This window comes from Nocardia sp. GP40, from assembly GCF_050434125.1.
Classification (GTDB): Bacteria; Actinomycetota; Actinomycetes; order Mycobacteriales; family Mycobacteriaceae; genus Nocardia; species Nocardia albiluteola.
Genome location: NZ_JBNPVW010000005.1, coordinates 1 through 22,627, shown reverse-complemented (window position 1 = coordinate 22,627; position 22,627 = coordinate 1). Strand labels below are relative to the sequence as shown.

At 67.2% G+C, this 22,627-nt stretch carries 22 protein-coding genes and 2 pseudogenes; all 24 read left to right on the top strand.

The window, feature by feature from the left end:
• Positions 1–230: 230 nt before the first annotated feature.
• The 24 genes and pseudogenes from rho (at position 231) to murA (ending at position 22,304) form a co-directional block, all read left to right on the top strand.
• Positions 231–2,246 (top strand): transcription termination factor Rho, encoded by a 2,016-nt coding sequence (gene rho, locus ABH933_RS16535; protein ID WP_429427476.1) that lies wholly within the window; start codon positions 231–233, stop codon positions 2,244–2,246.
• Positions 2,247–3,117: 871 nt separating this feature from the next.
• Positions 3,118–3,345 carry a 50S ribosomal protein L31 gene (gene rpmE, locus ABH933_RS16530; protein ID WP_429427478.1) on the top strand — a complete coding sequence of 76 codons (228 nt, stop codon included), beginning with the start codon at positions 3,118–3,120 and terminating at the stop codon, positions 3,343–3,345.
• 99 nt (positions 3,346–3,444) lie between these two features.
• Positions 3,445–4,524, top strand: a complete 1,080-nt coding sequence (gene prfA, locus ABH933_RS16525) for a peptide chain release factor 1 (protein WP_429427480.1) — start codon at positions 3,445–3,447, stop codon at positions 4,522–4,524.
• Positions 4,525–4,690: 166 nt separating this feature from the next.
• The gene (gene prmC / locus ABH933_RS16520; RefSeq protein ID WP_429427482.1) at positions 4,691–5,572 is read left to right on the top strand and encodes a peptide chain release factor N(5)-glutamine methyltransferase; all 882 of its coding nucleotides are present in this window, start codon (positions 4,691–4,693) and stop codon (positions 5,570–5,572) included.
• A 117-nt stretch (positions 5,573–5,689) separates the two neighbouring features.
• A pseudogene (locus ABH933_RS16515) lies at positions 5,690–6,022 on the top strand (hypothetical protein); the annotation flags it as partial.
• A pseudogene (locus ABH933_RS16510) lies at positions 6,007–6,306 on the top strand (ABC transporter permease); the annotation flags it as partial. The pseudogenes ABH933_RS16515 and ABH933_RS16510, both read left to right, overlap by 16 nt.
• Positions 6,307–6,369: 63 nt before the next feature.
• Positions 6,370–7,035, top strand: a complete 666-nt coding sequence (locus ABH933_RS16505) for an L-threonylcarbamoyladenylate synthase (protein WP_215916612.1) — start codon at positions 6,370–6,372, stop codon at positions 7,033–7,035.
• An 11-nt stretch (positions 7,036–7,046) separates the two neighbouring features.
• Positions 7,047–8,234, top strand: a complete 1,188-nt coding sequence (locus ABH933_RS16500; RefSeq protein ID WP_429427484.1) for an MraY family glycosyltransferase — start codon at positions 7,047–7,049, stop codon at positions 8,232–8,234.
• Between the two features lie 91 nt (positions 8,235–8,325).
• The gene (locus tag ABH933_RS16495) at positions 8,326–8,775 is read left to right on the top strand and encodes a hypothetical protein (RefSeq protein ID WP_429427486.1); all 450 of its coding nucleotides are present in this window, start codon (positions 8,326–8,328) and stop codon (positions 8,773–8,775) included.
• A gap of 360 nt (positions 8,776–9,135) precedes the next feature.
• Positions 9,136–9,861 carry a F0F1 ATP synthase subunit A gene (atpB, locus tag ABH933_RS16490; RefSeq protein ID WP_429427525.1) on the top strand — a complete coding sequence of 242 codons (726 nt, stop codon included), beginning with the start codon at positions 9,136–9,138 and terminating at the stop codon, positions 9,859–9,861.
• A gap of 81 nt (positions 9,862–9,942) precedes the next feature.
• Positions 9,943–10,191: an ATP synthase F0 subunit C gene (locus ABH933_RS16485; protein WP_429427488.1), complete on the top strand. Its 249-nt coding sequence runs from the start codon at positions 9,943–9,945 to the stop codon at positions 10,189–10,191.
• 5 nt (positions 10,192–10,196) lie between these two features.
• On the top strand, positions 10,197–10,751 hold the full coding sequence (locus ABH933_RS16480) for a F0F1 ATP synthase subunit B (RefSeq protein WP_429427490.1): 555 nt from the start codon (positions 10,197–10,199) through the stop codon (positions 10,749–10,751).
• Between the two features lie 17 nt (positions 10,752–10,768).
• Complete coding sequence (locus ABH933_RS16475; RefSeq protein ID WP_429427527.1) at positions 10,769–11,578, top strand: F0F1 ATP synthase subunit delta; 810 nt, start codon at positions 10,769–10,771, stop codon at positions 11,576–11,578.
• A 57-nt stretch (positions 11,579–11,635) separates the two neighbouring features.
• Positions 11,636–13,273, top strand: coding sequence for a F0F1 ATP synthase subunit alpha (gene atpA / locus ABH933_RS16470; RefSeq protein ID WP_215916618.1), 1,638 nt, complete (start codon positions 11,636–11,638; stop codon positions 13,271–13,273).
• A gap of 54 nt (positions 13,274–13,327) precedes the next feature.
• Positions 13,328–14,299: a F0F1 ATP synthase subunit gamma gene (locus ABH933_RS16465; RefSeq protein WP_429427492.1), complete on the top strand. Its 972-nt coding sequence runs from the start codon at positions 13,328–13,330 to the stop codon at positions 14,297–14,299.
• Between the two features lie 23 nt (positions 14,300–14,322).
• Positions 14,323–15,771 carry a F0F1 ATP synthase subunit beta gene (gene atpD / locus ABH933_RS16460; RefSeq protein WP_215916620.1) on the top strand — a complete coding sequence of 483 codons (1,449 nt, stop codon included), beginning with the start codon at positions 14,323–14,325 and terminating at the stop codon, positions 15,769–15,771.
• Between the two features lie 6 nt (positions 15,772–15,777).
• Positions 15,778–16,161, top strand: coding sequence for a F0F1 ATP synthase subunit epsilon (locus tag ABH933_RS16455; protein WP_429427494.1), 384 nt, complete (start codon positions 15,778–15,780; stop codon positions 16,159–16,161).
• 544 nt (positions 16,162–16,705) lie between these two features.
• Positions 16,706–17,290 (top strand): MspA family porin, encoded by a 585-nt coding sequence (locus ABH933_RS16450; protein WP_429427496.1) that lies wholly within the window; start codon positions 16,706–16,708, stop codon positions 17,288–17,290.
• A gap of 5 nt (positions 17,291–17,295) precedes the next feature.
• Positions 17,296–18,015 (top strand): MspA family porin, encoded by a 720-nt coding sequence (locus ABH933_RS16445; RefSeq protein WP_429427498.1) that lies wholly within the window; start codon positions 17,296–17,298, stop codon positions 18,013–18,015.
• Positions 18,016–18,172: 157 nt separating this feature from the next.
• Positions 18,173–18,835, top strand: a complete 663-nt coding sequence (locus tag ABH933_RS16440; protein WP_429427500.1) for an MspA family porin — start codon at positions 18,173–18,175, stop codon at positions 18,833–18,835.
• Between the two features lie 29 nt (positions 18,836–18,864).
• Positions 18,865–19,545 carry an MspA family porin gene (locus ABH933_RS16435; RefSeq protein WP_429427502.1) on the top strand — a complete coding sequence of 227 codons (681 nt, stop codon included), beginning with the start codon at positions 18,865–18,867 and terminating at the stop codon, positions 19,543–19,545.
• Between the two features lie 285 nt (positions 19,546–19,830).
• Positions 19,831–20,250, top strand: a complete 420-nt coding sequence (locus ABH933_RS16430) for a DUF2550 domain-containing protein (protein WP_215916624.1) — start codon at positions 19,831–19,833, stop codon at positions 20,248–20,250.
• 38 nt (positions 20,251–20,288) lie between these two features.
• Positions 20,289–20,906, top strand: coding sequence for a cob(I)yrinic acid a,c-diamide adenosyltransferase (locus ABH933_RS16425; protein WP_429427504.1), 618 nt, complete (start codon positions 20,289–20,291; stop codon positions 20,904–20,906).
• Positions 20,907–21,041: 135 nt separating this feature from the next.
• Positions 21,042–22,304 (top strand): UDP-N-acetylglucosamine 1-carboxyvinyltransferase, encoded by a 1,263-nt coding sequence (gene murA / locus ABH933_RS16420; protein WP_429427506.1) that lies wholly within the window; start codon positions 21,042–21,044, stop codon positions 22,302–22,304.
• The last annotated feature ends 323 nt before the right edge of the window (positions 22,305–22,627 follow it).

Sequence of the window (22,627 nt, the reverse complement as noted above, 5' to 3'; positions counted from 1 at the left end):
CAATCGCTCCAGCAGGCTCCTTGCTCAGGCTCGCGACGCGGGTCTCGGATATTGGGGTCGACACTGGAATGATCAATCCCACCTTTGTGAACCGGTGGCGCAGACCTGGTGGCACTAGCCGCTGGTCCGGCGGGGCAGGCGATACGGCATCCGAGCTCGGCACGATGATCGGGCTTCGGGAAGAAACCCTCGAATAAGCACACGGCAATCGAGGGAAGGAAAGGATCTCCGTGACAGATACGGACCTGCTCGCGACACCCGGGGTGGAAACCAATGGACGTACCTCGGACGACCGCGAAAGTGACTCCGGACAGATTTCGAAGATGAGCGAACACACCGACGTCGCACGATCGGGGCTGACAGGAATGTTGTTGCCGCAGTTGCGCGCGCTTGCCGGGGAACTCGGTATCCGAGGCACATCCGGGATGCGTAAGGGCGATCTCATCGCCGCTATCAAGGAGAATCAGTCCAGTTCCGGCAAGCCGACGAAGGGTCGCACCGACGCTGTCGCGGCCGAGGCCAAGCCGGCGCAGGAGGCGCCCGCGGCCGAGGCCGTGCGGGCCCCGTCGTCGCGGTCCAAGTCCGCCCGCGCCGAGCAGCAGACCCTCGACAGCATCGTCGCGGACAAGCCGGCTGCCGAGAAGTCCGCCGGGAAGTCCGAGTCGGGCGCGGCCAAGACGGATTCGCCTGCGCGCCCGGCTGATTCGGCCGAGGACGCCGGGCGGGAGTCGGGTCGTGGCCGTGGTGGCCGCCAGCGCCGGGGGCGCGAGGCGCGTTCGGCCGCTACCGAAACCGCGGAAGCGAAGACCGAGACCAATGGCGCCGAGGCGCGCCCTGAGCAGGAGTCCGGCGAGCGCCGGCGCGACCGAGGCCAGCAGGGCGAGCGCAGCCAGCAGGGCGAGCGGAACCAGCAGGGCGAGCGGAACCAGAACGGTGGCCAGAACCAGGGCAACCGCAACGGCGCGCCCCGCAGCAACGACGGTGACGAAGAGGACGGCCGCGGCCGCCGAGGCCGTCGCTTCCGCGAGCGTCGCCGGGGCCGGGACCGCGAGGGCGGCGCCGCCGGTGGCGAGGGCCGCGAGGTCGAGATCCGCGAGGACGACGTCCTGCAGCCGGTCGCCGGAATCCTCGACGTGCTGGACAACTACGCGTTCGTGCGGACCTCCGGCTACCTGGCCGGCCAGAACGACGTGTACGTCTCGATGAACCTGGTCCGCAAGAACGGCCTGCGCCGCGGTGACGCGATCACCGGTGCGGTGCGTGCGCCCCGCGAGGGCGAGCAGGGCAACCAGCGCCAGAAGTTCGATCCGCTGGTGCGCCTGGACACCGTCAACGGCACCGATCTCGATTCGGCCCGCCGTCGTCCGGAGTTCAACAAGCTGACCCCGCTGTACCCGAACCAGCGGCTGCGGCTCGAGACCACGCCCAACAAGCTGACCACCCGCGTGATCGATCTGATCATGCCGATCGGCAAGGGCCAGCGCGCCCTGATCGTGTCCCCGCCCAAGGCCGGTAAGACCACGATCATGCAGGACATCGCGAACGCGATCGCGACCAACAACCCCGAGTGCTACCTGATGGTGGTGCTGGTCGACGAGCGTCCCGAAGAGGTCACCGACATGCAGCGCTCGGTGCGCGGCGAGGTGATCGCCTCGACGTTCGACCGGCCGCCGGGCGATCACACTTCGGTCGCCGAGCTCGCCATCGAGCGCGCCAAGCGCCTGGTGGAGATGGGCCAGGACGTCGTGGTGCTGCTGGACTCGATCACCCGCCTGGGCCGCGCGTACAACAACTCCTCGCCGGCCTCGGGCCGCATCCTGTCCGGTGGTGTCGACTCGACCGCGCTGTACCCGCCCAAGCGGTTCCTCGGCGCGGCGCGCAACATCGAGAACGGCGGCTCGCTGACGATCATCGCCACCGCCATGGTGGAGACCGGTTCGACCGGTGACACGGTGATCTTCGAGGAGTTCAAGGGCACCGGTAACGCCGAGCTCAAGCTGGACCGCAAGATCGCCGAGCGGCGCGTGTTCCCGGCGGTGGACGTCAACCCGTCCAGCACCCGCCACGACGAGCTGCTGCTGGCGCCCGACGAGGCCGCGGTCATTCACAAGCTGCGGCGCGTGCTCTCCGGTCTGGACTCGCAGCAGGCCATCGATCTGCTGATCGACCGGCTGAAGAAGTCCAAGAACAACATGGAGTTCCTGCTGCAGGTCGCCAAGACCGCACCGGGCGCCATGGACGACTGATAGCGCTGCGAGGGGATGCCAGCCCAGGAGGCGGGCATTCCCCTTGCTGCGTAACAGCGACAACTGATTTCGTACGAACATGGGTAACTTGCCGGGGACGGGCCCACCTCGAGTGGGCCGTCAACCGTCGGCCCGATGAGCAAGTCTCGTGGCTGGCAACGGCACGCTGAAGTCGCGGGGAGGCGGGGGAGTAGAACAGCACCCCGATGAGGGCCGCGCCCAGGATCAGGACCGCCAGAATCAGCGCGGCGGCCGCGGTGAGGCCGCCGGTCGGGACGGCCGTGACCGTGAACTGGTACGGCTCGTCGCCGGAACCCGGTGTGGGCGCAGGGGTGGTCCGGTCTCCCGGCGCGGCCCACCAGCCGATCGCGGCCAGGCCGAGCATCAGCACGACTGCGCTCGCGGCCAGGTATTCCGCGCGCCAACCCCCCGGCAGGGCGCGGATCAACCGCCGCAAGCGCCGCGGCCGTGCCGATCCCGGTGATCGTGATCCCCGAGCTCCCCGAGCGGTGTGGAGATTCACTGGCTGTCCCTCCTGTAACGGCCTGCTCTCACACTGCGAAACTCTATGAACATAGGTGTTCGCATTCTTGAGTAGCGAACTACTTGTCTTCAGAGTGGCTCGAGAGCTGCGAATATGCGTGCCCGTAATTACTTGGGGGCCGCCCGGGGGAGAAACCGACCCGTTGTCCGGACGACGATTTCCCCCCGCGAACGCCGGTGGTCGGGCCGGGCGGTCCGGCGTCCGGGAGGGGGGAACAAACGGGGGAGGAGCGGCGGTTATACTTCTCCGTTGGCAACAATGCCTAGTCGGTTCCGGTTCACGTCCATGGCTACAGCGGGCGACCCGGCGACCATTGAAAGGACACCCATGAAGGCAGGAATCCACCCCACCTACGTGGACACGACCGTCGTCTGCGGTTGTGGCAACACGTTCCAGACTCGCAGCACCAAGGAGTCGGGCCACATCACTGTTGAGGTCTGCTCCCAGTGCCACCCGTTCTACACGGGCAAGCAGAAGATTCTGGACACCGGCGGCCGCGTCGCCCGCTTCGAGGCGCGCTACGGCAAGCGCACGAAGAACGCCGACGCCAAGTAGCTGCTTACCCGACGCCCGTCCTGCCCGTGCGCAGGGCGGGCGTCGGTGCGTTCTCCAGCCGCGCCGGACAGATGGATCAGACCCGAAGGAGCACCCGCGATGGCCGACAAGACGGCCCCGAACGCGATCGACGACATCCTGGCCGAGCACGCCGGGCTGGAACTGCAGCTGTCCGATCCGGCGCTGCACAACAGCCCGGGCGCGGCGCGGCGCGTCGGTAAGCGGTTCGCCGAGCTCGCTCCGATCATGTCCACCTACACCAAGCTGAACGCCGCGCGGGACGACCTGGCCGCCGCGCGCGAGCTGGCCGCCGACGACGCGTCCTTCGCCGCCGAGGTGCCGGGGCTCGAGGAGCAGGTCGAGGAGCTCGAGAAGGCCCTGACCGACCTGCTCGCCCCGCGCGACCCGCACGACGGCGACGACATCGTGCTCGAGGTGAAATCCGGCGAGGGCGGCGAGGAGTCGGCGCTGTTCGCCTCCGATCTGGCCCGCATGTACGTCCGCTATGCCGAGCGGCACGGCTGGAAGGTTGAGGTCCTCGGGGTCACCTACTCCGACCTGGACGGCTACAAGGAGGCCACGTTCTCCATCCGCAGCAAGGAGCCCACCCGCGACGGCGTGTGGTCGCGCCTGAAGTGGGAGGGCGGCGTGCACCGGGTGCAGCGCGTACCGGTCACCGAATCGCAGGGCCGCATCCACACCTCCGCCGCGGGCGTGCTGGTCTATCCGGAGCCGGACGAGGTGGCCGAGGTCGAGATCGACGACAAGGATCTGCGCGTCGACGTCTATCGCTCCTCGGGCAAGGGCGGCCAGGGCGTCAATACCACCGACTCGGCCGTGCGCCTGACCCACCTGCCCACCGGCCTGGTGGTGACCTGTCAGAACGAGCGGTCCCAGCTGCAGAACAAGATTCGCGCCAAGCAGGTGCTCGCCGCGCGCCTGCAGGCCCTGGCCGAGGAGCAGGCCGAGCAGGACGCCGCCGCCGGACGGGCCTCGCAGATCCGCACAGTGGATCGCTCCGAGCGCATCCGCACCTACAACTTCCCGGAAAACCGGATCGCCGACCACCGCATCGGCTTCAAGGCCCACAACCTGGATTCGGTGCTTGACGGGGATCTGGATGCCCTGCTGGACGCACTGGTCGAGGCCGATCGCGCCGCCCGGCTGGCCGCGGAGTAACGGGGAATCGCCGTGCATGACGAGGCAGACGCGACAACTGATTTCGCACGCACATGGGTAACTCACCGGGGACGGGCCCACCGGGAGCGGGCCGTCATCAGCCGGCCCGACGAGCAGGTCTCCTGGTAGGCAACGGCACGCTGAAATCGCGGAGAGGCGGAACAGTGTGAGTCGCGTACAACTCCGTCCCGTGATCAGCCGGGGCGCCGAACGGCTGCGGGCGGCCGGTGTGCACAGCCCCGGCGCCGACGCCGAATTCCTCGCCGCGCACGTGCTCGGCATCGAGCGCTCGCGCCTGGCGCTGGTCCCGATGGTGTCCGCCGAGCAGGTGGCCGAGTTCGAGAAGCTGATCGACCGGCGCGCCGAACGCATTCCGCTGCAGCATCTCACGGGCCTCGCGGCCATGGGCGAGCTCGATCTCGAGGTCGGTCCCGGGGTTTTCGTGCCCCGGCCCGAGACCGAGCTGCTGTTCGCCTGGGCGCTGGGGCAATTGGAGGGGATCGGGCACGAACACGTGCCCGTCGTCGTGGATCTGTGCACCGGATCGGGCGCCCTGGCGCTCGCGATCGCCCACGCCCGCCCCGACATCGACGTGCACGCGGTCGAAATCGACCCGGCCGCACGCGAATGGGCGCAACGCAATGCCGATCGTCAGGCGGCCGAGGGGGATACGCCGATCACGCTGCACGCCGGCGACGTCACCGACCCCGGAATCCTGTCCGCCCTGAACGGCCGTGTCGACGTCGTGGTCTCCAATCCGCCGTACATTCCCGAGGGCGCCGCACTCGATCCCGAAGTCGCGGACCACGATCCGCACCTGGCCCTCTTCGGCGGCCCCGACGGCCTGACCGTAATCCGCCCCATGATCGCCACCATCACCCGCCTGCTGCGCCCCGGCGGCGTCGCGGCGATCGAGCACGACGACACCAACGGTTCCGGGGTGGCGGCCCTGCTGGTCGCCACTTCCTTCGAAGCCGTCACCGAACACCCCGACCTCGCGGGCAAGCCCCGCTTCGTCACCGCCCGCCGCACCATTCAGTCGCCGTAGCGCCCGCCGACCTGCACCACGACGATCTCGGTTCACCCGCCGATCGTCCGAATCCTGTTCGCGCACGCTGTTGGCCGCCAGCCCCATCTCCGCGGCAACCTCCTTCACCGAGATCCCCGCGACAGCGTCTGGGATCGGGTGCGGGAGCTGCGCCGGCGATTCGGCACGACCGTCCTGCTGACCACCCACTACATGTCCGAGGCCGACGAGCTCTGCGATCGCGTCGCGATGCTGCACCAGGGCGTGCTGCGGGCGGTCGGCTCCCCGGCCGAGCTGAAGGCCGCGCTCGGCCCTAGCGCCACCCTCGAGGACGTGTTCCGCCACCACACGGGCGCCGGCCTGGACGAGGACACGAACCTGGAGGGAGGGCTGCGCAATGTCCAGGCGCCGCGGGGCCTGGCCCGCGCGCGGGCACTGAGCTCGCGAATCGGATCGCCTGCCTGTCCATGACGATCGCCGGGCTGGTGGTCAAGCGCGACCGGCTGATGGGTATCGGCCAGGCCATCACGATGCCGCTGTTCTTCGCCTCCAACGCGCCGTACCCGATCAACCTCATGCCCGGCTGGCTGCGCACGATCAGCCATGTCAACCCGCTCAGCTACGAGGTCGACGCGCTGCGCGGGCTCCTGATCGGCGCCGCGGACAACCTGTGGCTGGACCTGGGGGTCCTCGTCGCGGCCGCGGTGCTCGGAATCGCCTGCGCCTCGGCCCTTCTCGGCCGCCTGGTGCGTTGAATGGGCGGCTCCTCGGCGACTCCCGTCACACCGCTCTCAGGGGCAACACCTACACTCTCCCGGGTGAGTACCGTCTACGACTGCTCCGATCCCGATACACGCGCCGCCGGGCTGACCGCCGCCCGGACCGCGCTGAAATCCGGACGATTGGCCGTCATCCCGACCGACACGCTGTACGGCATCGCTGCCGACGCGTTCGATTCGGCCGCCGTCGGCGCGCTGCTGGCGGCCAAGCGCCGCGGCCGGGACATGCCGGTGCAGGTGCTGGTCGGCTCGTGGAACACCATCGACGGTCTCGTGTTCTCGGTGCCGCAGTCCGCGCGCGATCTGATTCGAGCCTTCTGGCCGGGTGGGCTGAGCCTGGTGGTGCAGCAGGCACCTTCGCTGGCGTGGGATCTCGGCGACACCCGCGGCACGGTGATGCTGCGGATGCCGCTGCATCCGGTCGCGCTGGAGCTGTTGCGTGAGGTAGGCCCCATCGCGTGCTCGAGCGCGAATATTTCCGGGCAGCCCCCGGCCGCGTCCGCCGAGGAGGCCCGGATCCAATTCGGTGAGGCAGTGAGCGTTTATCTGGACGGTGGACCGGCCGAGCACGGTGTGGCCTCGACGATCGTCGATCTGACCGGGGACGCGCCGCGCATCCTGCGCGAGGGCGCGATCACCGCCGCGCAGGTGGGCGAGGTCCTGGGTATCGCGCCCGGCGAACTGTCGCCCGAAGTCGCGCGGTGACGGCCTGGTAGATGATATTCAGCCAGGGCGCGGTCGTTCCGCTGCGTGAGCTACTGCTGGTACTGCTGGTGGCGGCGGTGGTGACGCTGCTGTCCACCGGCGCCATTCGGGTGCTGGCGATCAAGTTCGGCGCCGTCGCCATCCCCCGCGCGCGTGACGTGCACACCAAACCGATTCCGCGAATGGGTGGCGTCGGCATCTACCTGGGCGTGCTGGCCGCGGTGCTGTTCGCCCACCAGTTGCCCGCGCTGCGGCGCGGCTTCGACTATCCCCACGACATCCCGGCGGTGGTGGTCGCGGGCACGCTCATCGTGCTGGTGGGCATCATCGATGACCGGTGGGGCCTGGACGCGCTGACGAAGTTCGTCGGCCAGGTCACCGCCGCCGGCGTGATGGCGGTGATGGGGCTGAGCTGGGTGGCGATCTACAACCCGTTCACCAACACCACCGTGGTGCTGGACCAGCTGTACGGCGGCATGGTGACCGTCGCCATCACGGTCACGATGATCAACGCATGGAATTTCGTGGACGGCCTGGACGGGCTCGCGGCCGGCCTCGGGGTGATCGCGGCGGTGGCGGTGTTCGTATTCGCCGCCGGGCTGCTGTATCAGCAGGGCGGGGCCACCGACGGCTATCCGCCCGCGCTGCTGGCCGCCGCGCTGGCGGGCGGCTGCCTGGGATTTCTGGCACATAATTTCCAGCCCGCGCGAATATTCATGGGCGATTCCGGATCGATGCTGATCGGGCTCATGCTCGCGGCCGTCTCCACCGGCGCGTCCGGCCGAATTCCGCTCACCAGCTACGGCGCCCGCGACATTGTCGGTCTGCTCTCGCCATTGTTGCTGGTGGGGGCCGTGATGTTTATTCCGGTGCTGGATCTGGTGCTCGCTATCGTGCGCCGTGCGCGTGCGGGTGTGAGCTTTTCCACACCGGACAAAATGCATCTGCACCACCGGCTGCTGCAGATCGGACATTCGCAGCGCCGGGTCGTGCTGACCATCTATCTGTGGGTCGGGGTGCTTGCCTTCGCGGCGGTGGGTTCCTCGCTGATCGATCGTCGCCTGGTGGTGCTGCTGTTCGCGGCCGGATTGGTGCTGGCGCTGGTGCTGACCGCGGTGCCCTCGCTGCGCGAGGCCGTGGGCCTGCGGCGCCGGCGCGGTCGTCGGGCGGCGGACGGGCCCGAAGTAAGCGGCGAGTAAACTCGGGCGGCGTGAGCGGAGCGAAGCGCAGCGAACCGATGAGCCGGCGCGCGGTGCGCACGACGGAGCCGAGCGCCAGCGAGGTGGAGTCGTGAGCACACCGGACAACCATCAGGACGCGCCACTTCGCGGAGCGCTGCGCTACGGCATTGCCGGATTGATTGTGCTGGTGGTGGTTTCGTCCGTCGTCGGTTCGATCGTCGCGGGCCTGGCCGGCCTGTGGGGCGCGCTGATCGGTTCGGCAATCGGCGGGTTCTTCATCCTGACCACGGCCGCTCTGGTGCTGTTCAGTGCGAAATTGGAATCCGGCATTCAGGGCATGGTGATGCTTGCCAGCTGGGTTGGCAAACTCCTGGTTGTCATGATCGTGATCGCGGTGTTGAAGCAGTTCGACTTCTACAGCCGCGGAACGCTGTTCCTCACCGTCGTCGCGGCGCTGCTGATCGTGCTGGGCGCCGAGACGTTCGGCCTACTGCGCCAGCGTGTTCCGGTCATGCCCACCCCGGATGACCGGCAACAACAAGATCATTCAAATCTTTGAGCGGGACCCCCTACACAGCGTCGTAGATTGCTTGGTAAACTCTTTACCGTAAGCATCCGATCAGTGGGGGCGATCGCCTCGATCCAGCCACTCCGGGTTATGCTTGCAGCCGTGCCGGACCTCTGGGTTCGGCTCTGCACCGTCGACGATGTCGCCGACGTACAGACGCCTCGAGCGGGATCTTCCCGCCTCAGCTGCTGACGAACCTCGAGCCGACCTCAGTCGACCCACCTGATCGTCAATGTCCGAACCGTGAGTTCACTATGGCTCGCGGCCCGAACACGGGAGAGAACGCTGAGCGTCACCACTTTGGCGGGCGAGTTCCATGCGCCTTCGCTAACCGACTTCTTCCCTTCAGCGGTGCTGTTCGCGGGGACGCCTTTCGAGCTCAACCGGCTGATGCTGATTCGCATCATCATGGCGGCCGTGCTGGTGGCCGTGATGTTGCTCGCATTCCGCAGCCCCAAACTCGTACCGCGCGGTCTGCAGAACGTCGCCGAATACGGACTGGTATTCGTGCGCGAACAGATCTGCTTCGAGGTACTCGGCAAGGAAACCGGCCGCAAGTATTTCCCGCTCATCGCGTCGATCTTCTTCACGGTGCTGTTCCTGAACTTCTCCAGCGTCATCCCGTTCCTGAACGTGTCGTCGAATGCGCGTATCGGTATGCCGCTGGTGCTGGCGGTTGTCGCGTACGTCACGTTCAACTACGTCGGCATCAAGAAGTACGGCTTCTGGCGATACCTGCACTCGTCCATCGTGGTGCCCAATGTGCCGTGGGCGATGCACATCCTGCTGATTCCGATCGAGTTCATCTCGACCTTCATCCTGCGCCCGTTCACGCTGACCGTCCGACTCATGGCAAATATGCTCGCCGGACACGTCATGCTGGTGCTGTTCTTCGCGGCCACCCAGTTCTTCCTGTTCGACGGCGCCGTCTGGATGAAGGGCCTGTCCCCGTTCTCGCTGGCCGGCGGTTTCGCCTTCACACTGTTCGAACTGCTGGTCATCTTCCTGCAGGCGTACGTTTTCGCGCTGCTGACAGCCGTGTACATCGGCCTGGCGCAGCATGCGGATTCGCACTGACCTGCGGCACAACTGCACACGCACATGAACTGCCCCACACGCCGCCGGGTGGGTGGGCAACAGAAAGGGAAATGAAATCTCATGAGCCTCTCCTACATGGCCACCGAGCTCGCCCAGACCACCGACAAGGTGAAGGGCTACGGCGCCATTGGTTATGGTCTGGCTGCTATCGGCCCCGGCATCGGTGTCGGCATCGTCGTCGGTAAGGCGATCGAGGGCATCGCCCGTCAGCCCGAGCTGCAGGGCACCATCCGGACCAACATGTTCCTGGGTATCGCGTTCACCGAGGCGCTGGCCCTGATCGGTCTCGTCGCCGGCTTCATCTTCTGATTGCCATGAACGGGATGATTTTGCTCGCGGCCGCTGGTTCGGATCCGAACCCGCTGATTCCCGAGCCGTACGACATTTTCTGGTCGGCGGTGGTTTTCGTCGTCGTCGGCGTCGTCTTCTTCAAGTACGTCGTCCCGCGGTTGACCAAGGTGCTCGACGAACGCTCCGAGAAGATCGAGGGCGGGCTCGAGAAGGCGGAGGTCGCACAGGAGCAGGCGCAGGCCACGCTGTCGCAGTACCAGCAGCAACTGGCCGACGCCCGGCTCGAGGCCGCGCGGATCCGTGAAGAGGCGCGCACCCAGGGCCAGCAGATCCTCGCGCAGTTGCGCGCGGAGGCGCAGGCCGAGGCCGACCGCATCGTGGCGTCCGGGCACGCACAGCTCGAGGCGCAACGTCAGCAGATCGTGACCGAGCTTCGTTCCGAACTCGGCCACACTGCGGTAGACCTTGCTGAGAAGATCATCGGGCAGTCCGTGGCCGATGAGGCCAAGCAGGCTGCGTCCATCGACCGGTTCCTTGCAGAATTGGATCTGCAGGCAGGCATCGGGGTCGGAAGGTAACGACACAAGTGGGAAGCATGTACGCAGCGAGCCGCGAGGCGAACTCCCGTGCCCGGGAAGCTCTTTCGGCCGCTCTCACCGGGAGTGACACCGTCGCCGCCACGACGGGTTCCGAATTGTTCGCCGTCGTCGACGTGCTCGACGACCAGCGTTCGTTGCGTGTGGCGCTCGCAGACAAGTCGGTGGCCAGTTCGGCGCGCGCCGAACTGGCCGAACGGCTCTTCGGCGGAAAGATCAGCGTGGCCACGCAGGCCGTGCTGACCACCGCCGTCGCCCAGGACTGGTCCCGTAGCCGGGATCTGGTCGACACCCTCGTCCTGCTCGGGCGGGAGGCGCTGCTGCGTGCCGCGGCCGACCGCGGGCGCATCGACGCGGTCGAGGACGAACTGTTCCGGCTCGGCCGGATCGTCGAGGACCATCCGGACCTCGAGCAGGCGCTGGCCGACCGCGGCAAGTCGGCGCAGGCCAAGCGGGAGCTGGTCGCGCGCCTGCTCACCGGAAAGGTCGAGGACGTCACCCTCCAGCTCGCCGAGCAGGCCGTGAGCCGCTCGCGCGGCGACGTGGGCACGGCCTTCGACGAGCTGGCCGATCTGGCCGCGTCGCTGCGCAAGCAGATCGTGGCGCACGTGCGGGCGGCGACCGAGCTGACGCAGCAGCAGCGCGAGCAGTTGGCGGCCTCGCTGCAGCGCATCTACGACCGGCCGATCACCGTGCACGTCCAGGTCGACCCGGAGCTGCTGGCCGGTGTCGTCGTGCGCGTCGGCGACGACGTGATCGACGGCAGCGCCGTCGGGCGGCTTGCGCGCCTGCGGCAGACGCTCCTCTAGCCGACACCGGCACCCCACAACGACATTCCAGACCAGACCAGCGAGAGCAGGAAGAACATGGCGGAGCTGACGATCTCCCCCGATGAGATCCGTAGCGCGATCGAGAGCTACACCCAGGCCTACACCCCCGAGACCTCCATCGAGGAGGTCGGCACGGTCACCGACACCAGCGACGGCATCGCGCACGTCAGCGGCCTGCCCTCGGCGATGGCCAACGAGCTGCTCGAATTCCCGGGCGGCGTGTTGGGCGTCGCACTGAACCTGGAGGACACCGAGATCGGTGCGGTCATCCTGGGTGAGTTCGACACCATCGAGGAGGGCCAGACGGTCCGCCGCACCGGCGACGTGCTCTCGGTGCCCGTCGGCGACAAGTTCCTGGGCCGCGTGGTGAACCCGCTCGGCCAGCCGATCGACGGCCTGGGCGAGATCGAGGCCGACGACCGCCGCGTGCTCGAGCTGCAGGCGGCCACGGTGCTCCAGCGCCAGCCCGTCGGCGAGCCGATGGCCACCGGCATCACCGCCATCGACGCCCTGACCGCCATCGGCCGCGGCCAGCGTCAGCTGATCATCGGCGACCGCAAGACCGGTAAGACCGCGGTCTGCATCGATGCCATCCTGAACCAGAAGGCGAACTGGGAGTCGGGCGATCCGACCAAGCAGATGCGCTGCATCTACGTCGCCATCGGTCAGAAGGGCTCCACCATCGCGGGCGTGAAGGCCGCGCTGGAGGCGCAGGGCGCGATGGAGTACACCACCATCGTCGCGGCGCCCGCGTCGGACTCCGCCGGCTTCAAGTGGCTTGCGCCCTACACGGGTTCGGCCATCGGCCAGCACTGGATGTACCAGGGCAAGCACGTGCTGATCGTGTTCGACGACCTGTCCAAGCAGGCCGAGGCCTACCGCTCGATCTCGCTGCTGCTGCGCCGCCCGCCGGGCCGCGAGGCGTACCCCGGCGACGTGTTCTACCTGCACTCGCGCCTGCTGGAGCGCTGCGCGAAGCTCTCGGACGAGATGGGCGCCGGCTCGATGACCGCGCTGCCGATCATCGAGACCAAGGCCGGTGACGTCTCCGCGTTCATCCCGACCAACGTCATCTCCATCACCGACGGCCAGGTCTTCCTCGAGTCCGACCTGTTCAACAAGGGTGTGCGCCCGGCGATCAACGTCGGTACCTCCGTCTCCCGTGTCGGTGGCGCCGCCCAGACCAAGGGCATGAAGCAGGTCGCCGGTTCGCTGCGCCTGGAGCTGGCCCAGTACCGCGAGCTGGAGGCGTTCTCCGCCTTCGCCTCCGACCTGGATGCCGCTTCGCTGGCCCAGCTCGAGCGCGGCGCCCGCTGGGTCGAGTTGCTCAAGCAGAACCAGTACTCGCCGGTCGCGGTCGAGGACCAGATCGTGTCGATCTTCCTGGTCGACGCGGGCTACTACGACACCGTCCCGGTCGGCGACGTGCGCCGCTTCAACTCCGAGCTGCTCGAGAGCCTGCACCGCACCGCGGCCGAGGCCTTCAAGGCCATCGAGGGCGGCAAGAAGCTCGAGGGCGAGACGGCGGACAAGTTCAAGGCCGAGACCGATCGCTTCAAGCAGGGCTTCATCGCCGCTGACGGCAGCCGCGTGGTCAACGAGGCCGCCGCGGGCAAGCTGGACCACGAAGAGGTCGAGTCCGTCGCCGTCCACCGCAAGCACGTCGAGAAGTAACGCGGGCGAGCCAATGGGATTGTCGGACAAGACGAATGAAGGGAGGCGGTAGGCATGGCAAGTATTCGCGAACTGCGCTCCCGCATTCGTAGTGTGAGTTCGATCAAGAAGATCACCAAGGCGCAGGAGCTGATCGCGACTTCGCGAATCAGCAAGGCGCAGGCCCGGGTCGCCGCCGCGAAGCCGTATGCGGAGGAGATCACCAAGGTGCTCGGCGAGCTCGCCGGCGCCTCGCAGAATCTCTCGCATCCGCTACTGGTCGAGCGGGCCGAGCCGACCCGCGCCGCGATCCTGGTGATCACCAGCGACCGCGGTATGTGCGGCGGCTACAACTCCAACGTGCTCAGGCGCGCGGAGGAGCTCATGCAGACGCTGCGCTCCGAGGGCAAGGAGCCGGTGATCTACGTGATGGGCGCGAAGGGTGTGACCTACTACACCTTCCGCAGCCGCCGTCCGTTGGGCTCATGGACGGGGTTCTCCCAGCAGCCGCACTACACCGACGCGTCGGAGGCCTGCAACCACCTGGTGGAGGCCTTCATGGCCGGCTCCCAGGAGCAGGTTCCGGCGCCGAGCGGCGAGGGCACCGTCGCCGGCGTGGACGAGCTGCACATCGTCTACACCCGGTTCGTGTCGATGCTGTCGCAGGTGCCGGAGGTTCGCCGGCTGGCACCGATCCACGTGGACTACATCGAGGAGACCTACGAACTCGGCGAGGACATGCTGTCCGATTCGCCGACCGCGCAGATCAGTTCGCTGTACGAGTTCGAGCCCGATGCGGACAAGCTGCTCGGCGCGCTGTTGCCGAAGTACATCAACACCCGCATCTACTCGTCATTGCTCGAGGCCGCGGCCTCGGAGTCGGCCGCGCGCCGCACCGCAATGAAGGCGGCCACCGACAACGCCACCGATCTGGTCAGCACGCTGACCCGGCAGGCGAACTCGGCGCGGCAGGCCCAGATCACGCAGGAAATCAGCGAAATCGTCGGCGGCGCAAACGCGCTGGCGTCGGCATCGGATCGCGACTAGCCCGTCCATCCAGAAAGAGAACAATGACCGCATCTCTCACACAAGAGAACACGAGCCGGGCGGGCGCTGGCACAGGCCGCGTCGCCCGGATCATCGGCCCCGTCGTCGACGTCGAGTTCCCGCGGGGTTCCATCCCGGAGCTGTTCAACGCCCTGCACGCGCAGGTCACGCTGCCCTCGGTGGCCAAGACGCTGACCCTCGAGGTCGCGCAGCACCTGGGCGACAACATCGTTCGCACCATCTCGATGCAGCCGACCGACGGCCTGGTCCGCGGCGTGCCCGTCGAGGACACCGGCAAGCCGATCTCGGTGCCCGTCGGTGACGTCGTCAAGGGCCACGTCTTCAACGCCCTCGGCGACTGCCTCGACGCGCCGGGCACCGGCCGCGACGGCGAGCAGTGGGGCATCCACCGCCAGCCGCCGTCGTTCGACCAGCTCGAGGGCAAGACCGAGATCCTCGAGACCGGTGTGAAGGTCATCGACCTGCTGACCCCGTACGTCAAGGGCGGCAAGATCGGTCTGTTCGGTGGCGCCGGTGTCGGCAAGACCGTTCTGATCCAGGAGATGATCACCCGTATCGCCCGCGAGTTCTCCGGCACCTCGGTGTTCGCGGGCGTCGGTGAGCGCACCCGTGAGGGCACCGACCTGCACCTGGAAATGGAGGAGATGGGCGTCCTTCAGGACACCGCCCTCGTCTTCGGCCAGATGGACGAGCCGCCGGGCACGCGTATGCGCGTGGCCCTCTCGGCGCTGACCATGGCGGAGTACTTCCGCGATGTGCAGAACCAGGACGTGCTGCTGTTCATCGACAACATCTTCCGGTTCACCCAGGCCGGTTCCGAGGTCTCGACCCTGCTGGGCCGCATGCCCTCGGCCGTCGGTTACCAGCCGACCCTGGCCGACGAGATGGGCCAGCTGCAGGAGCGCATCACCTCGACCCGTGGCCGCTCGATCACCTCGATGCAGGCGATCTACGTGCCCGCGGACGACTACACCGACCCGGCGCCGGCGACCACCTTCGCCCACCTGGATGCGACCACCGAGCTCTCCCGCCCGATTTCGCAGAAGGGTATCTACCCCGCCGTCGACCCGCTGACCTCGACCTCCCGCATTCTGGAGGCCTCGATCCTGGGTCAGCGGCACTTCGATGTGGCCAACGAGGTCAAGCGAATCCTGCAGAAGTACAAGGAACTTCAGGACATCATCGCGATTCTGGGTATGGACGAGCTCTCCGAGGAGGACAAGGTCCTCGTCGGCCGCGCCCGTCGCCTGGAGAAGTTCCTGGGCCAGAACTTCATCGTCGCCGAGAAGTTCACCGGCCAGCCGGGTTCGGTCGTGCCGCTGGAGCAGACCATCGACGACTTCGACCGCGTCTGCAAGGGCGAGTTCGACCACTTCCCCGAGCAGGCGTTCAACTCCTGCGGTGGCCTGGACGACGTCGAGGCGGCCGCGAAGAAGATCGCCGGGAAGTAGGCCACCATGGCTGACATGTCAGTGGATCTGGTCTCGATCGAGCGCCGGCTGTGGTCCGGGACGGCGAGCTTCGTCAGTGCCCAGACCACCGAGGGCCAGATCGGTATTCTGCATGGCCACGAGCCGGTGCTGGGCCAGCTCGTCGAGGGCGGCGTCGTGACGATCGTCGGGACCGAGGGCGAGCGGATCGTCGCGGCGGTGAACGGCGGATTCTTCTCGGTCACCGGCGCCACCGTGCGGATTCTCGCGGAGACAGCGGATTTCGCGGGCGATGTGGATGTCGATGCGGCCCGCGCGGTGCTGGCCGACCCGAATGCCACCGAGCAGGAGCGCAACATGGCCACGGGCCGCGTGCGGGCGGTCGAGGCCGCTGGCTCGAGCTCCCTATAGCGAAATCGCATTCACCAACGAGTGGCGATTCCGGGCAAATCCGGAATCGCCACTCGTTTTTTGTGTCTCGGGTCGTTCTATCGGATTGCGCTGGGGGAGAACCATTCTCGCGGGCGCGGTGGTCTCGGCGGCCGACGCAGCGACACAATTCGATGCATCCGGTGTACGCAACTGCAAACGTATGGTTATGATTCTGCGCGAGGTCGTAAAGCGCGTGCACCACTGCAACATTGAAGTTCTTCCGGCGCAGTGCCGTTCGCTGACCCGTCACCAGTTATGTCCGGGCACGCGGATTTTCACGCGTGCTGCTCCACCTGAACTTCGCACTACCTGATCACGGCTCGACCACGATCGGGCAGTTCTGCCCGATTGATCGGCTTTACCTCCAGCACGACGAGTTGGCGCAGCGCGGTCGCACTCGGCATGACGGGTGGGATCTCGCCACACTGAGCGAGGGTGGATGAGGAAGTACAGGCGGGCGATCCTCCGGCCGCGGAATGTCTGCGCCGTCACCTCGATTACGGCCGCCGCCATGGCGATCGGATTGTTGTCGCCCGGCGCGGCCTCGGCCGATGCGTTCGTCGCATTACCCCCGGGACATATTGACAGCCACGGCATTCGGATCTCCAGCAGGGGGGAGCACGCGGTGGTGTCGCCGTCGCTGGCGGCCAACGGCGCCGGCCGCGTCGCCTGGGTCTCTGGCGATGTCACCGCCGAGATCGACACCCCGCCGGGCGCCGTCGGACCCAATAACGGCGCGCAGAACAATCCCGGCACCAACGACTCCTCGACGCACGGTTCGTCCGGGCTCACCGTCGGCTACATCGTGGGATGTCAGGTGCAGCTGCTCAATACGCCGGTCGGCGTGACGCTGGCATTCAACAACGCCATCCCTACCATCGGCGGCAACGCCACGATTCCCATTGCACCCGGCCAGGTCAAGTGGGTGCAGATCAACAATATCGACATGACCAAATCGGGCACATATCACGTCAGCTACCAGGACGTTTCCATGAATATCGAGAACTGCGGCGGATTCGCGCAGGCGCGCCAGTTTTCGGTGGTCGAGATCATCGGCCCGGATTACGGCAAGACCACGTTGTACGGCCAGCCGTTCAGCATCGGATGATCCGGATGAAGCGACCGCGAACCGATCGCATGCCGGGCCGGCGTGGGACATTCCTGCGCGCCCCGGCCGTGGCCGCGCTGCTGGTGGGAGTGATCGCCATCGTGACGGGCGATCCGGGCAGGAGCCGGGCCGATACCCACATTCCCCTGCCGGGTGGCGCGATCAATCGGACGCTCGCGGACGGCACCGCGGTATCGCTGCATATCGACGGCGAATCCGCGACGATCAACCCGTCGCTGGGCGACACTCCACTGCATCGCAATGTGTGGGTGTCCGGCCGCGGGGTGGTCGATGTGTCCGGGCCCAAGGCGCATCAGCCGGGCCTGTCGATCAAGCTGTATCCGGGCTACATCGTCGGATGCCAGGTGTCGATCGGCGGGCTGAACTCCGGTGTGGTGGAGGCATATACGCCGCACACGACGGCTCGCAGCGCCGGAACCCTGCAGTCCACGTTCGCCGAAGCGCTGACTATCGGCCCGGGACAGGCGCAGGCCCTCTACATCCTGGACCTGGAACAGCCCGACGACTACCACCGCGAATCGCACAAGCAGTACACGCAGGTGATCGGCGGTCCGCATTCGAGCGTCACCTGGGGGGATGAGACGTTCGCGATCGACGGATGCGCCGGCGCGGCCACCGCGCGGTCGTTCATCGCCGCCGATGTCGCCACGGACAACACCGAGAGCATGGTCACGCTGTGGGGGGAGCCGTTCAGTATGGGGTGATTCGAGTCTTTGCCAGGCCGGCGTCGCACCGGCACGGAATTACCGCGCAATCGGATTTATCAGAGCTTTCCGTACCGAGTTGTGGATTGGCGCGGGGGCCGTCTTCATCCGGGCAGTGGCGACGGGCCGCGCAATCGCAATGATGAGCGAGGGGTCGATGAGCACGATGGACACGAGGAAATGGCCGGGCCTGGCCCGGTTGGGCGTCGGCGCGATGGCGGTTGTCGCCGCCCTGGGGCTGTGGTCGCCGGGTGCGGCCCGCGCCGACAGTTTCATCCCGCTGCCGAACGGGCATATCAACGGACCCGGCGTGCGGATCGTCAGCACCGGGGAATCGGCCAAGGTTTCGCCGTCGCTGGCGGCGAACGGCGCCGGTCGCACGGCGTGGGTGTCGGGAAACGTCACCGTCGATATCGTCACGCCGAACGGTGCGGTCGGGCCCAACAACGGTGCGCAGAACAATCCCGGCACCAATGATTCCTCCACGCACGGATCGTCCGGTCTGACCGTCGGTTACATCGTCGGGTGCCAGGTGTCGCTCGGCAATCTCTCCGCGGGTGCGGGTTTCACCATCACCAATCCGCCCTCGGTGCTGGGAGCGGTGTCCTTCCCGCTGAGCCCGGGCTCGGTGACGTGGGTGCAGATCGACAACATCGATATGACCAAGTCCGGCACCTACCACCTCAACTATCAGGATTTCGACATGAACGTGCAGGGGTGCGCGGGCTACGCGCAGGCCCGGCAGTTCTCGGTGGTCGAGGTCATCGGCGCCGACTATTCCAAGACGACCCTGTACGGCCAGCCGTTCACCCTCGGGTGACGACCGCAGAGCGAACGGAGACCACACGCATGACCGGAATATCCACGCCCAGTTCCCGCGTAGCCGCGATCGTCGCGACGGTCGGGGTAGGCCTGGGGTTCGGCTCGTCGGGCGCGGCCAACGCCGACACCTTGATTCCACTGCCGGACGCGTCGATCACCCGCACGCTCGGTGACGGCACGGTCGTTCACCTGTCCATCGTCGGGGAGTCGGCGAAGGTCAGCGGGTCGATGGGCGCCACGCCGTTGCATCGCAACGCGTGGACGACCGGCCGGGTGGTGGTGGACGTGTCCGGGCCCAAGGCGTCCAGCGCGTCCATCGAGATCAACCCCGGCTACATCGTGGGCTGCCAGGTCAACATCAGCTCGCTCGGCACCGGCGAGAGCGAGTCCGGGACCGCGCCCGCATCCAGCACCGCCCTCCTGACGGGGGCCATCGGCGACACCGAAACCCTGACGCTCGGCCCCGGCCAGGCGGGCGCGAACTTCATTCTGGACATCGAGCAGCCCGACGACTACGGCCAGGAGAGCCACAAGAAGCACACCACCGTGCACGGGCCGCACGCGAGCGTCAGCTGGATCGACGAGACGTTCGCGGTCAACGGCTGCGGCGGGTACGCGCAGGCGCGCCTGTTCGCGGGCGTGGACGTCTCGACCGACAACACCGAGAGCTTCAGCACCATCTACGGAGCGCCGTTCACGATGGGCTGAGCTCGTCCGCCGCGCCGACGGGGTGTCCGATATGCCGGGCGCGCCGCCGGCGCGGCATGCGTGTTTCTGGGGGTCTTGAATCTCCGTGTGCACGTGTGGTTTTCGCCTGAAGAACGCAGGCGGGCCCGGACATCGGCGGCCGCGCGCGGGGCAGGGGTGTACCGGGCGATTCCCCGCGCGGGGCGGTTTGTAGACTCGCCCACACGGTGACGTTGTATGGGATGGCACGGCACTCGCGACGAACAGGGGCTTCAGCGAAGGGACGGACCTGGATTGCGGACCGGGATGGTGTTGCTGATCATTCTGGTGTTGCTGCTTGTCGCTGTCGGGCTCGCCTCGTTGTACCGGCTGGTGATGTTGCGCCGCGGCGGCACGGCCGCGATCCTGCGCGTACTCCCGGCCAAGGGCGGCCAGGGCTGGCGCCACGGGCTGATCCGCTATCGCGAGAACCAGCTGGTCTTCTACAAGCTGACCAGCCTGAAATTCGGTGCGGATTCGACGATTCGGCGCCTCGGCATCGAGGTCGTCGATCGGCGCGGGCCGGTGGGTGACGAGTACGACATCATGACCGATGACATCATCGTGATCGCGGTGTCGGACGGCGACGGCAGTTACGAGCTCGCCCTGGATCGGGGTGCGCTGGCCGCGTTCCTGTCCTGGGTCGAGTCGAGGCCTTCCGAGCGGATCCGTCGCCGGCCGGCCTGACCGGGACGAGGATGTACTTCTGATATGAGGGTGAGCCTGTGAGTGTGCATCTGACGCGGATCTATACGCGAACCGGCGACGACGGCACCACCGGTCTGAGCGATTTCTCGCGCGTGGCCAAGACCGATCCGCGGCTGGTCGCGTACGCCGACTGTGACGAGGCCAACGCCGCGATCGGTGTCGCAATTGCGTTAGGGCAGCCCGAACCGGCGCTGGCCGACGTGCTGCGTCGGGTCCAGAACGATCTGTTCGACGCCGGTGCGGACCTGTCCACTCCCGTTGTGGCCGAACCGAAGTATCCGCCCCTGCGCATCACCCAGCCATACATCGACCGGCTCGAGGCCTGGTGTGATGAATTCAATGCCGAACTGGCACCGTTGAATTCGTTCATTCTGCCTGGTGGCACGCCCCTGGCCGCGCTGCTGCACACCGCGCGGACGGTGGTCCGGCGGGCCGAGCGCGCGGCCTGGGCGGCCGTGGACGCGCACCCGGAGGACACGAGCGTGCTGCCGGCGAGGTACCTGAATCGCCTCTCGGACCTGCTCTTCATACTCGGGCGGGTGGCGAATCCACAGGGCGATGTGCTGTGGCGTCCCGGTGCCACCGGACAGGAGCACACCGGCGGAGAGGCCACGATCGATGGCCCCGACCGTTAGGCTGACCGCTGTGAACGAACCCTCAGCACAGCGTGCTGCATGCACGACGCCGATGAGCGCCGACCGTGAGGGAGCTTGCGACCGAACCAATGACACTGCGGGCGCCGCGGCGACGAGCGCTAGCGAGGAGTCGCTGTGAGTGAACGGTTTCTGGTTACCGGGGGGAGCCGGCTCGTCGGCGAGGTCACGGTGGGAGGCGCGAAGAACAGCGTCCTGAAGCTGATGGCCGCCGCCCTGCTGGCCGAGGGCACGACGACGATCACGAACTGCCCGGACATTCTCGACGTGCCGCTGATGGCGGAGGTGCTGCGCGGCCTGGGCTGCGATGTCGCGGTCAACGGGTCGGTGGTCAGGATCACCACCCCGGCGGAGCCCAAGTACCACGCGGACTTCCCGGCGGTGACGCAGTTCCGGGCCTCGGTCTGCGTGCTCGGCCCGCTGATGGCCCGGTGCCGCCGGGCGGTGGTGGCGTTGCCGGGCGGTGATGCGATCGGTTCGCGCCCGCTCGATATGCACCAGGCTGGCCTGCGGCTACTCGGTGCGACCAGCGAAATCGAACATGGCTGCGTGGTGGCCCGAGCCGACGAGCTGCAGGGCGCCCGGATCCGGCTGGACTTCCCGTCGGTCGGCGCCACCGAGAACATCCTGATGGCGGCCGTGCTCGCCGAGGGCGAGACGGTGATCGACAATGCCGCGCGCGAGCCCGACATCGTCGATCTGTGCACGATGCTGACCCGCATGGGCGCGCGGATCCACGGCGCCGGCACCTCGGTGCTGACCATCGAGGGCGTGCGCAAGCTCTCCCCGGCCACCCATCAGGTGATCGGGGACCGGATCGTCGCCGCGACGTGGGGCATCGCGGCGGCGATGACGCTGGGCGATGTGCGGGTGATCGGGATCAATCCCAAGCATCTGTCCCTGGTACTGGACAAGCTGCGCTCGGCCGGGGCGCGAATATCGTTCGAGCCCAACGGTTTTCGTGTCGTGCAGCCGGAGCGCCCGCGCGCGGTGAACTTCGCGACGCTGCCCTTTCCGGGATTCCCGACCGACCTGCAGCCGATGGCCATCGGCCTGGCGGCGATTGCGGACGGCACCTCGATGATCACCGAGAACGTCTTCGAGGCGCGGTTCCGGTTCGTCGAGGAGATGATCCGGCTGGGCGCCGACGCGCGGACCGATGGTCACCACGCGGTGGTGCGCGGCATTCCGCGGCTGTCGAGCGCGCCGGTGTGGTCGTCGGATATCCGGGCCGGCGCGGGTCTGGTGCTCGCGGGTCTGGTGGCCGACGGGGTAACCGAGGTGCACGACGTCTTCCACATCGATCGCGGCTATCCGAACTTCGTGGAGAACCTCGCCGCGCTCGGCGCCGACGTCCAGCGCGTGGGAAACCCGTCCTGACCAGGCGATTTGACAATGATCATGGCGGACACGTAACTTATTTCAAGTCAGAGCGACACGGACACCGACCCGGAGCCGAGAGGCCCGGGACACGAGGATGTACGATGAGCGCCTGACGATCACACTGGATCAGCACAAGATCACGGATTTGGTTCCGCACGCTTGACTGAGCTAAGCTGTAAAAGTTGCCCAGCCGATCGAGACCCGGTTCACGCCGGTGAGATTCTGGTGCGTGTGTTCTTTGAGAACTCAATAGTGTGTCGATGAATGTCAGTGCCAAATATTTATTTTGGTTCCGGCGCTTACACCCCCGTGTGGGTGTC

Bases quoted from the DNA above. Each gene is read 5' to 3' on its own strand.
- rpmE (WP_429427478.1), top strand. From the start codon at position 3,118: ATGAAGGCAGGAATCCACCCCACCTACGTGGACACGACCGTCGTCTGC.
- prfA (WP_429427480.1), top strand. From the start codon at position 3,445: ATGGCCGACAAGACGGCCCCGAACGCGATCGACGACATCCTGGCCGAG.
- ABH933_RS16500 (WP_429427484.1), top strand. From the start codon at position 7,047: ATGATATTCAGCCAGGGCGCGGTCGTTCCGCTGCGTGAGCTACTGCTG.
- ABH933_RS16485 (WP_429427488.1), top strand. From the start codon at position 9,943: ATGAGCCTCTCCTACATGGCCACCGAGCTCGCCCAGACCACCGACAAG.
- ABH933_RS16480 (WP_429427490.1), top strand. From the start codon at position 10,197: ATGAACGGGATGATTTTGCTCGCGGCCGCTGGTTCGGATCCGAACCCG.
- ABH933_RS16475 (WP_429427527.1), top strand. From the start codon at position 10,769: ATGTACGCAGCGAGCCGCGAGGCGAACTCCCGTGCCCGGGAAGCTCTT.
- atpA (WP_215916618.1), top strand. From the start codon at position 11,636: ATGGCGGAGCTGACGATCTCCCCCGATGAGATCCGTAGCGCGATCGAG.
- ABH933_RS16465 (WP_429427492.1), top strand. From the start codon at position 13,328: ATGGCAAGTATTCGCGAACTGCGCTCCCGCATTCGTAGTGTGAGTTCG.
- atpD (WP_215916620.1), top strand. From the start codon at position 14,323: ATGACCGCATCTCTCACACAAGAGAACACGAGCCGGGCGGGCGCTGGC.
- ABH933_RS16455 (WP_429427494.1), top strand. From the start codon at position 15,778: ATGGCTGACATGTCAGTGGATCTGGTCTCGATCGAGCGCCGGCTGTGG.
- ABH933_RS16445 (WP_429427498.1), top strand. From the start codon at position 17,296: ATGAAGCGACCGCGAACCGATCGCATGCCGGGCCGGCGTGGGACATTC.
- ABH933_RS16440 (WP_429427500.1), top strand. From the start codon at position 18,173: ATGAGCACGATGGACACGAGGAAATGGCCGGGCCTGGCCCGGTTGGGC.
- ABH933_RS16435 (WP_429427502.1), top strand. From the start codon at position 18,865: ATGACCGGAATATCCACGCCCAGTTCCCGCGTAGCCGCGATCGTCGCG.
- ABH933_RS16430 (WP_215916624.1), top strand. From the start codon at position 19,831: ATGGTGTTGCTGATCATTCTGGTGTTGCTGCTTGTCGCTGTCGGGCTC.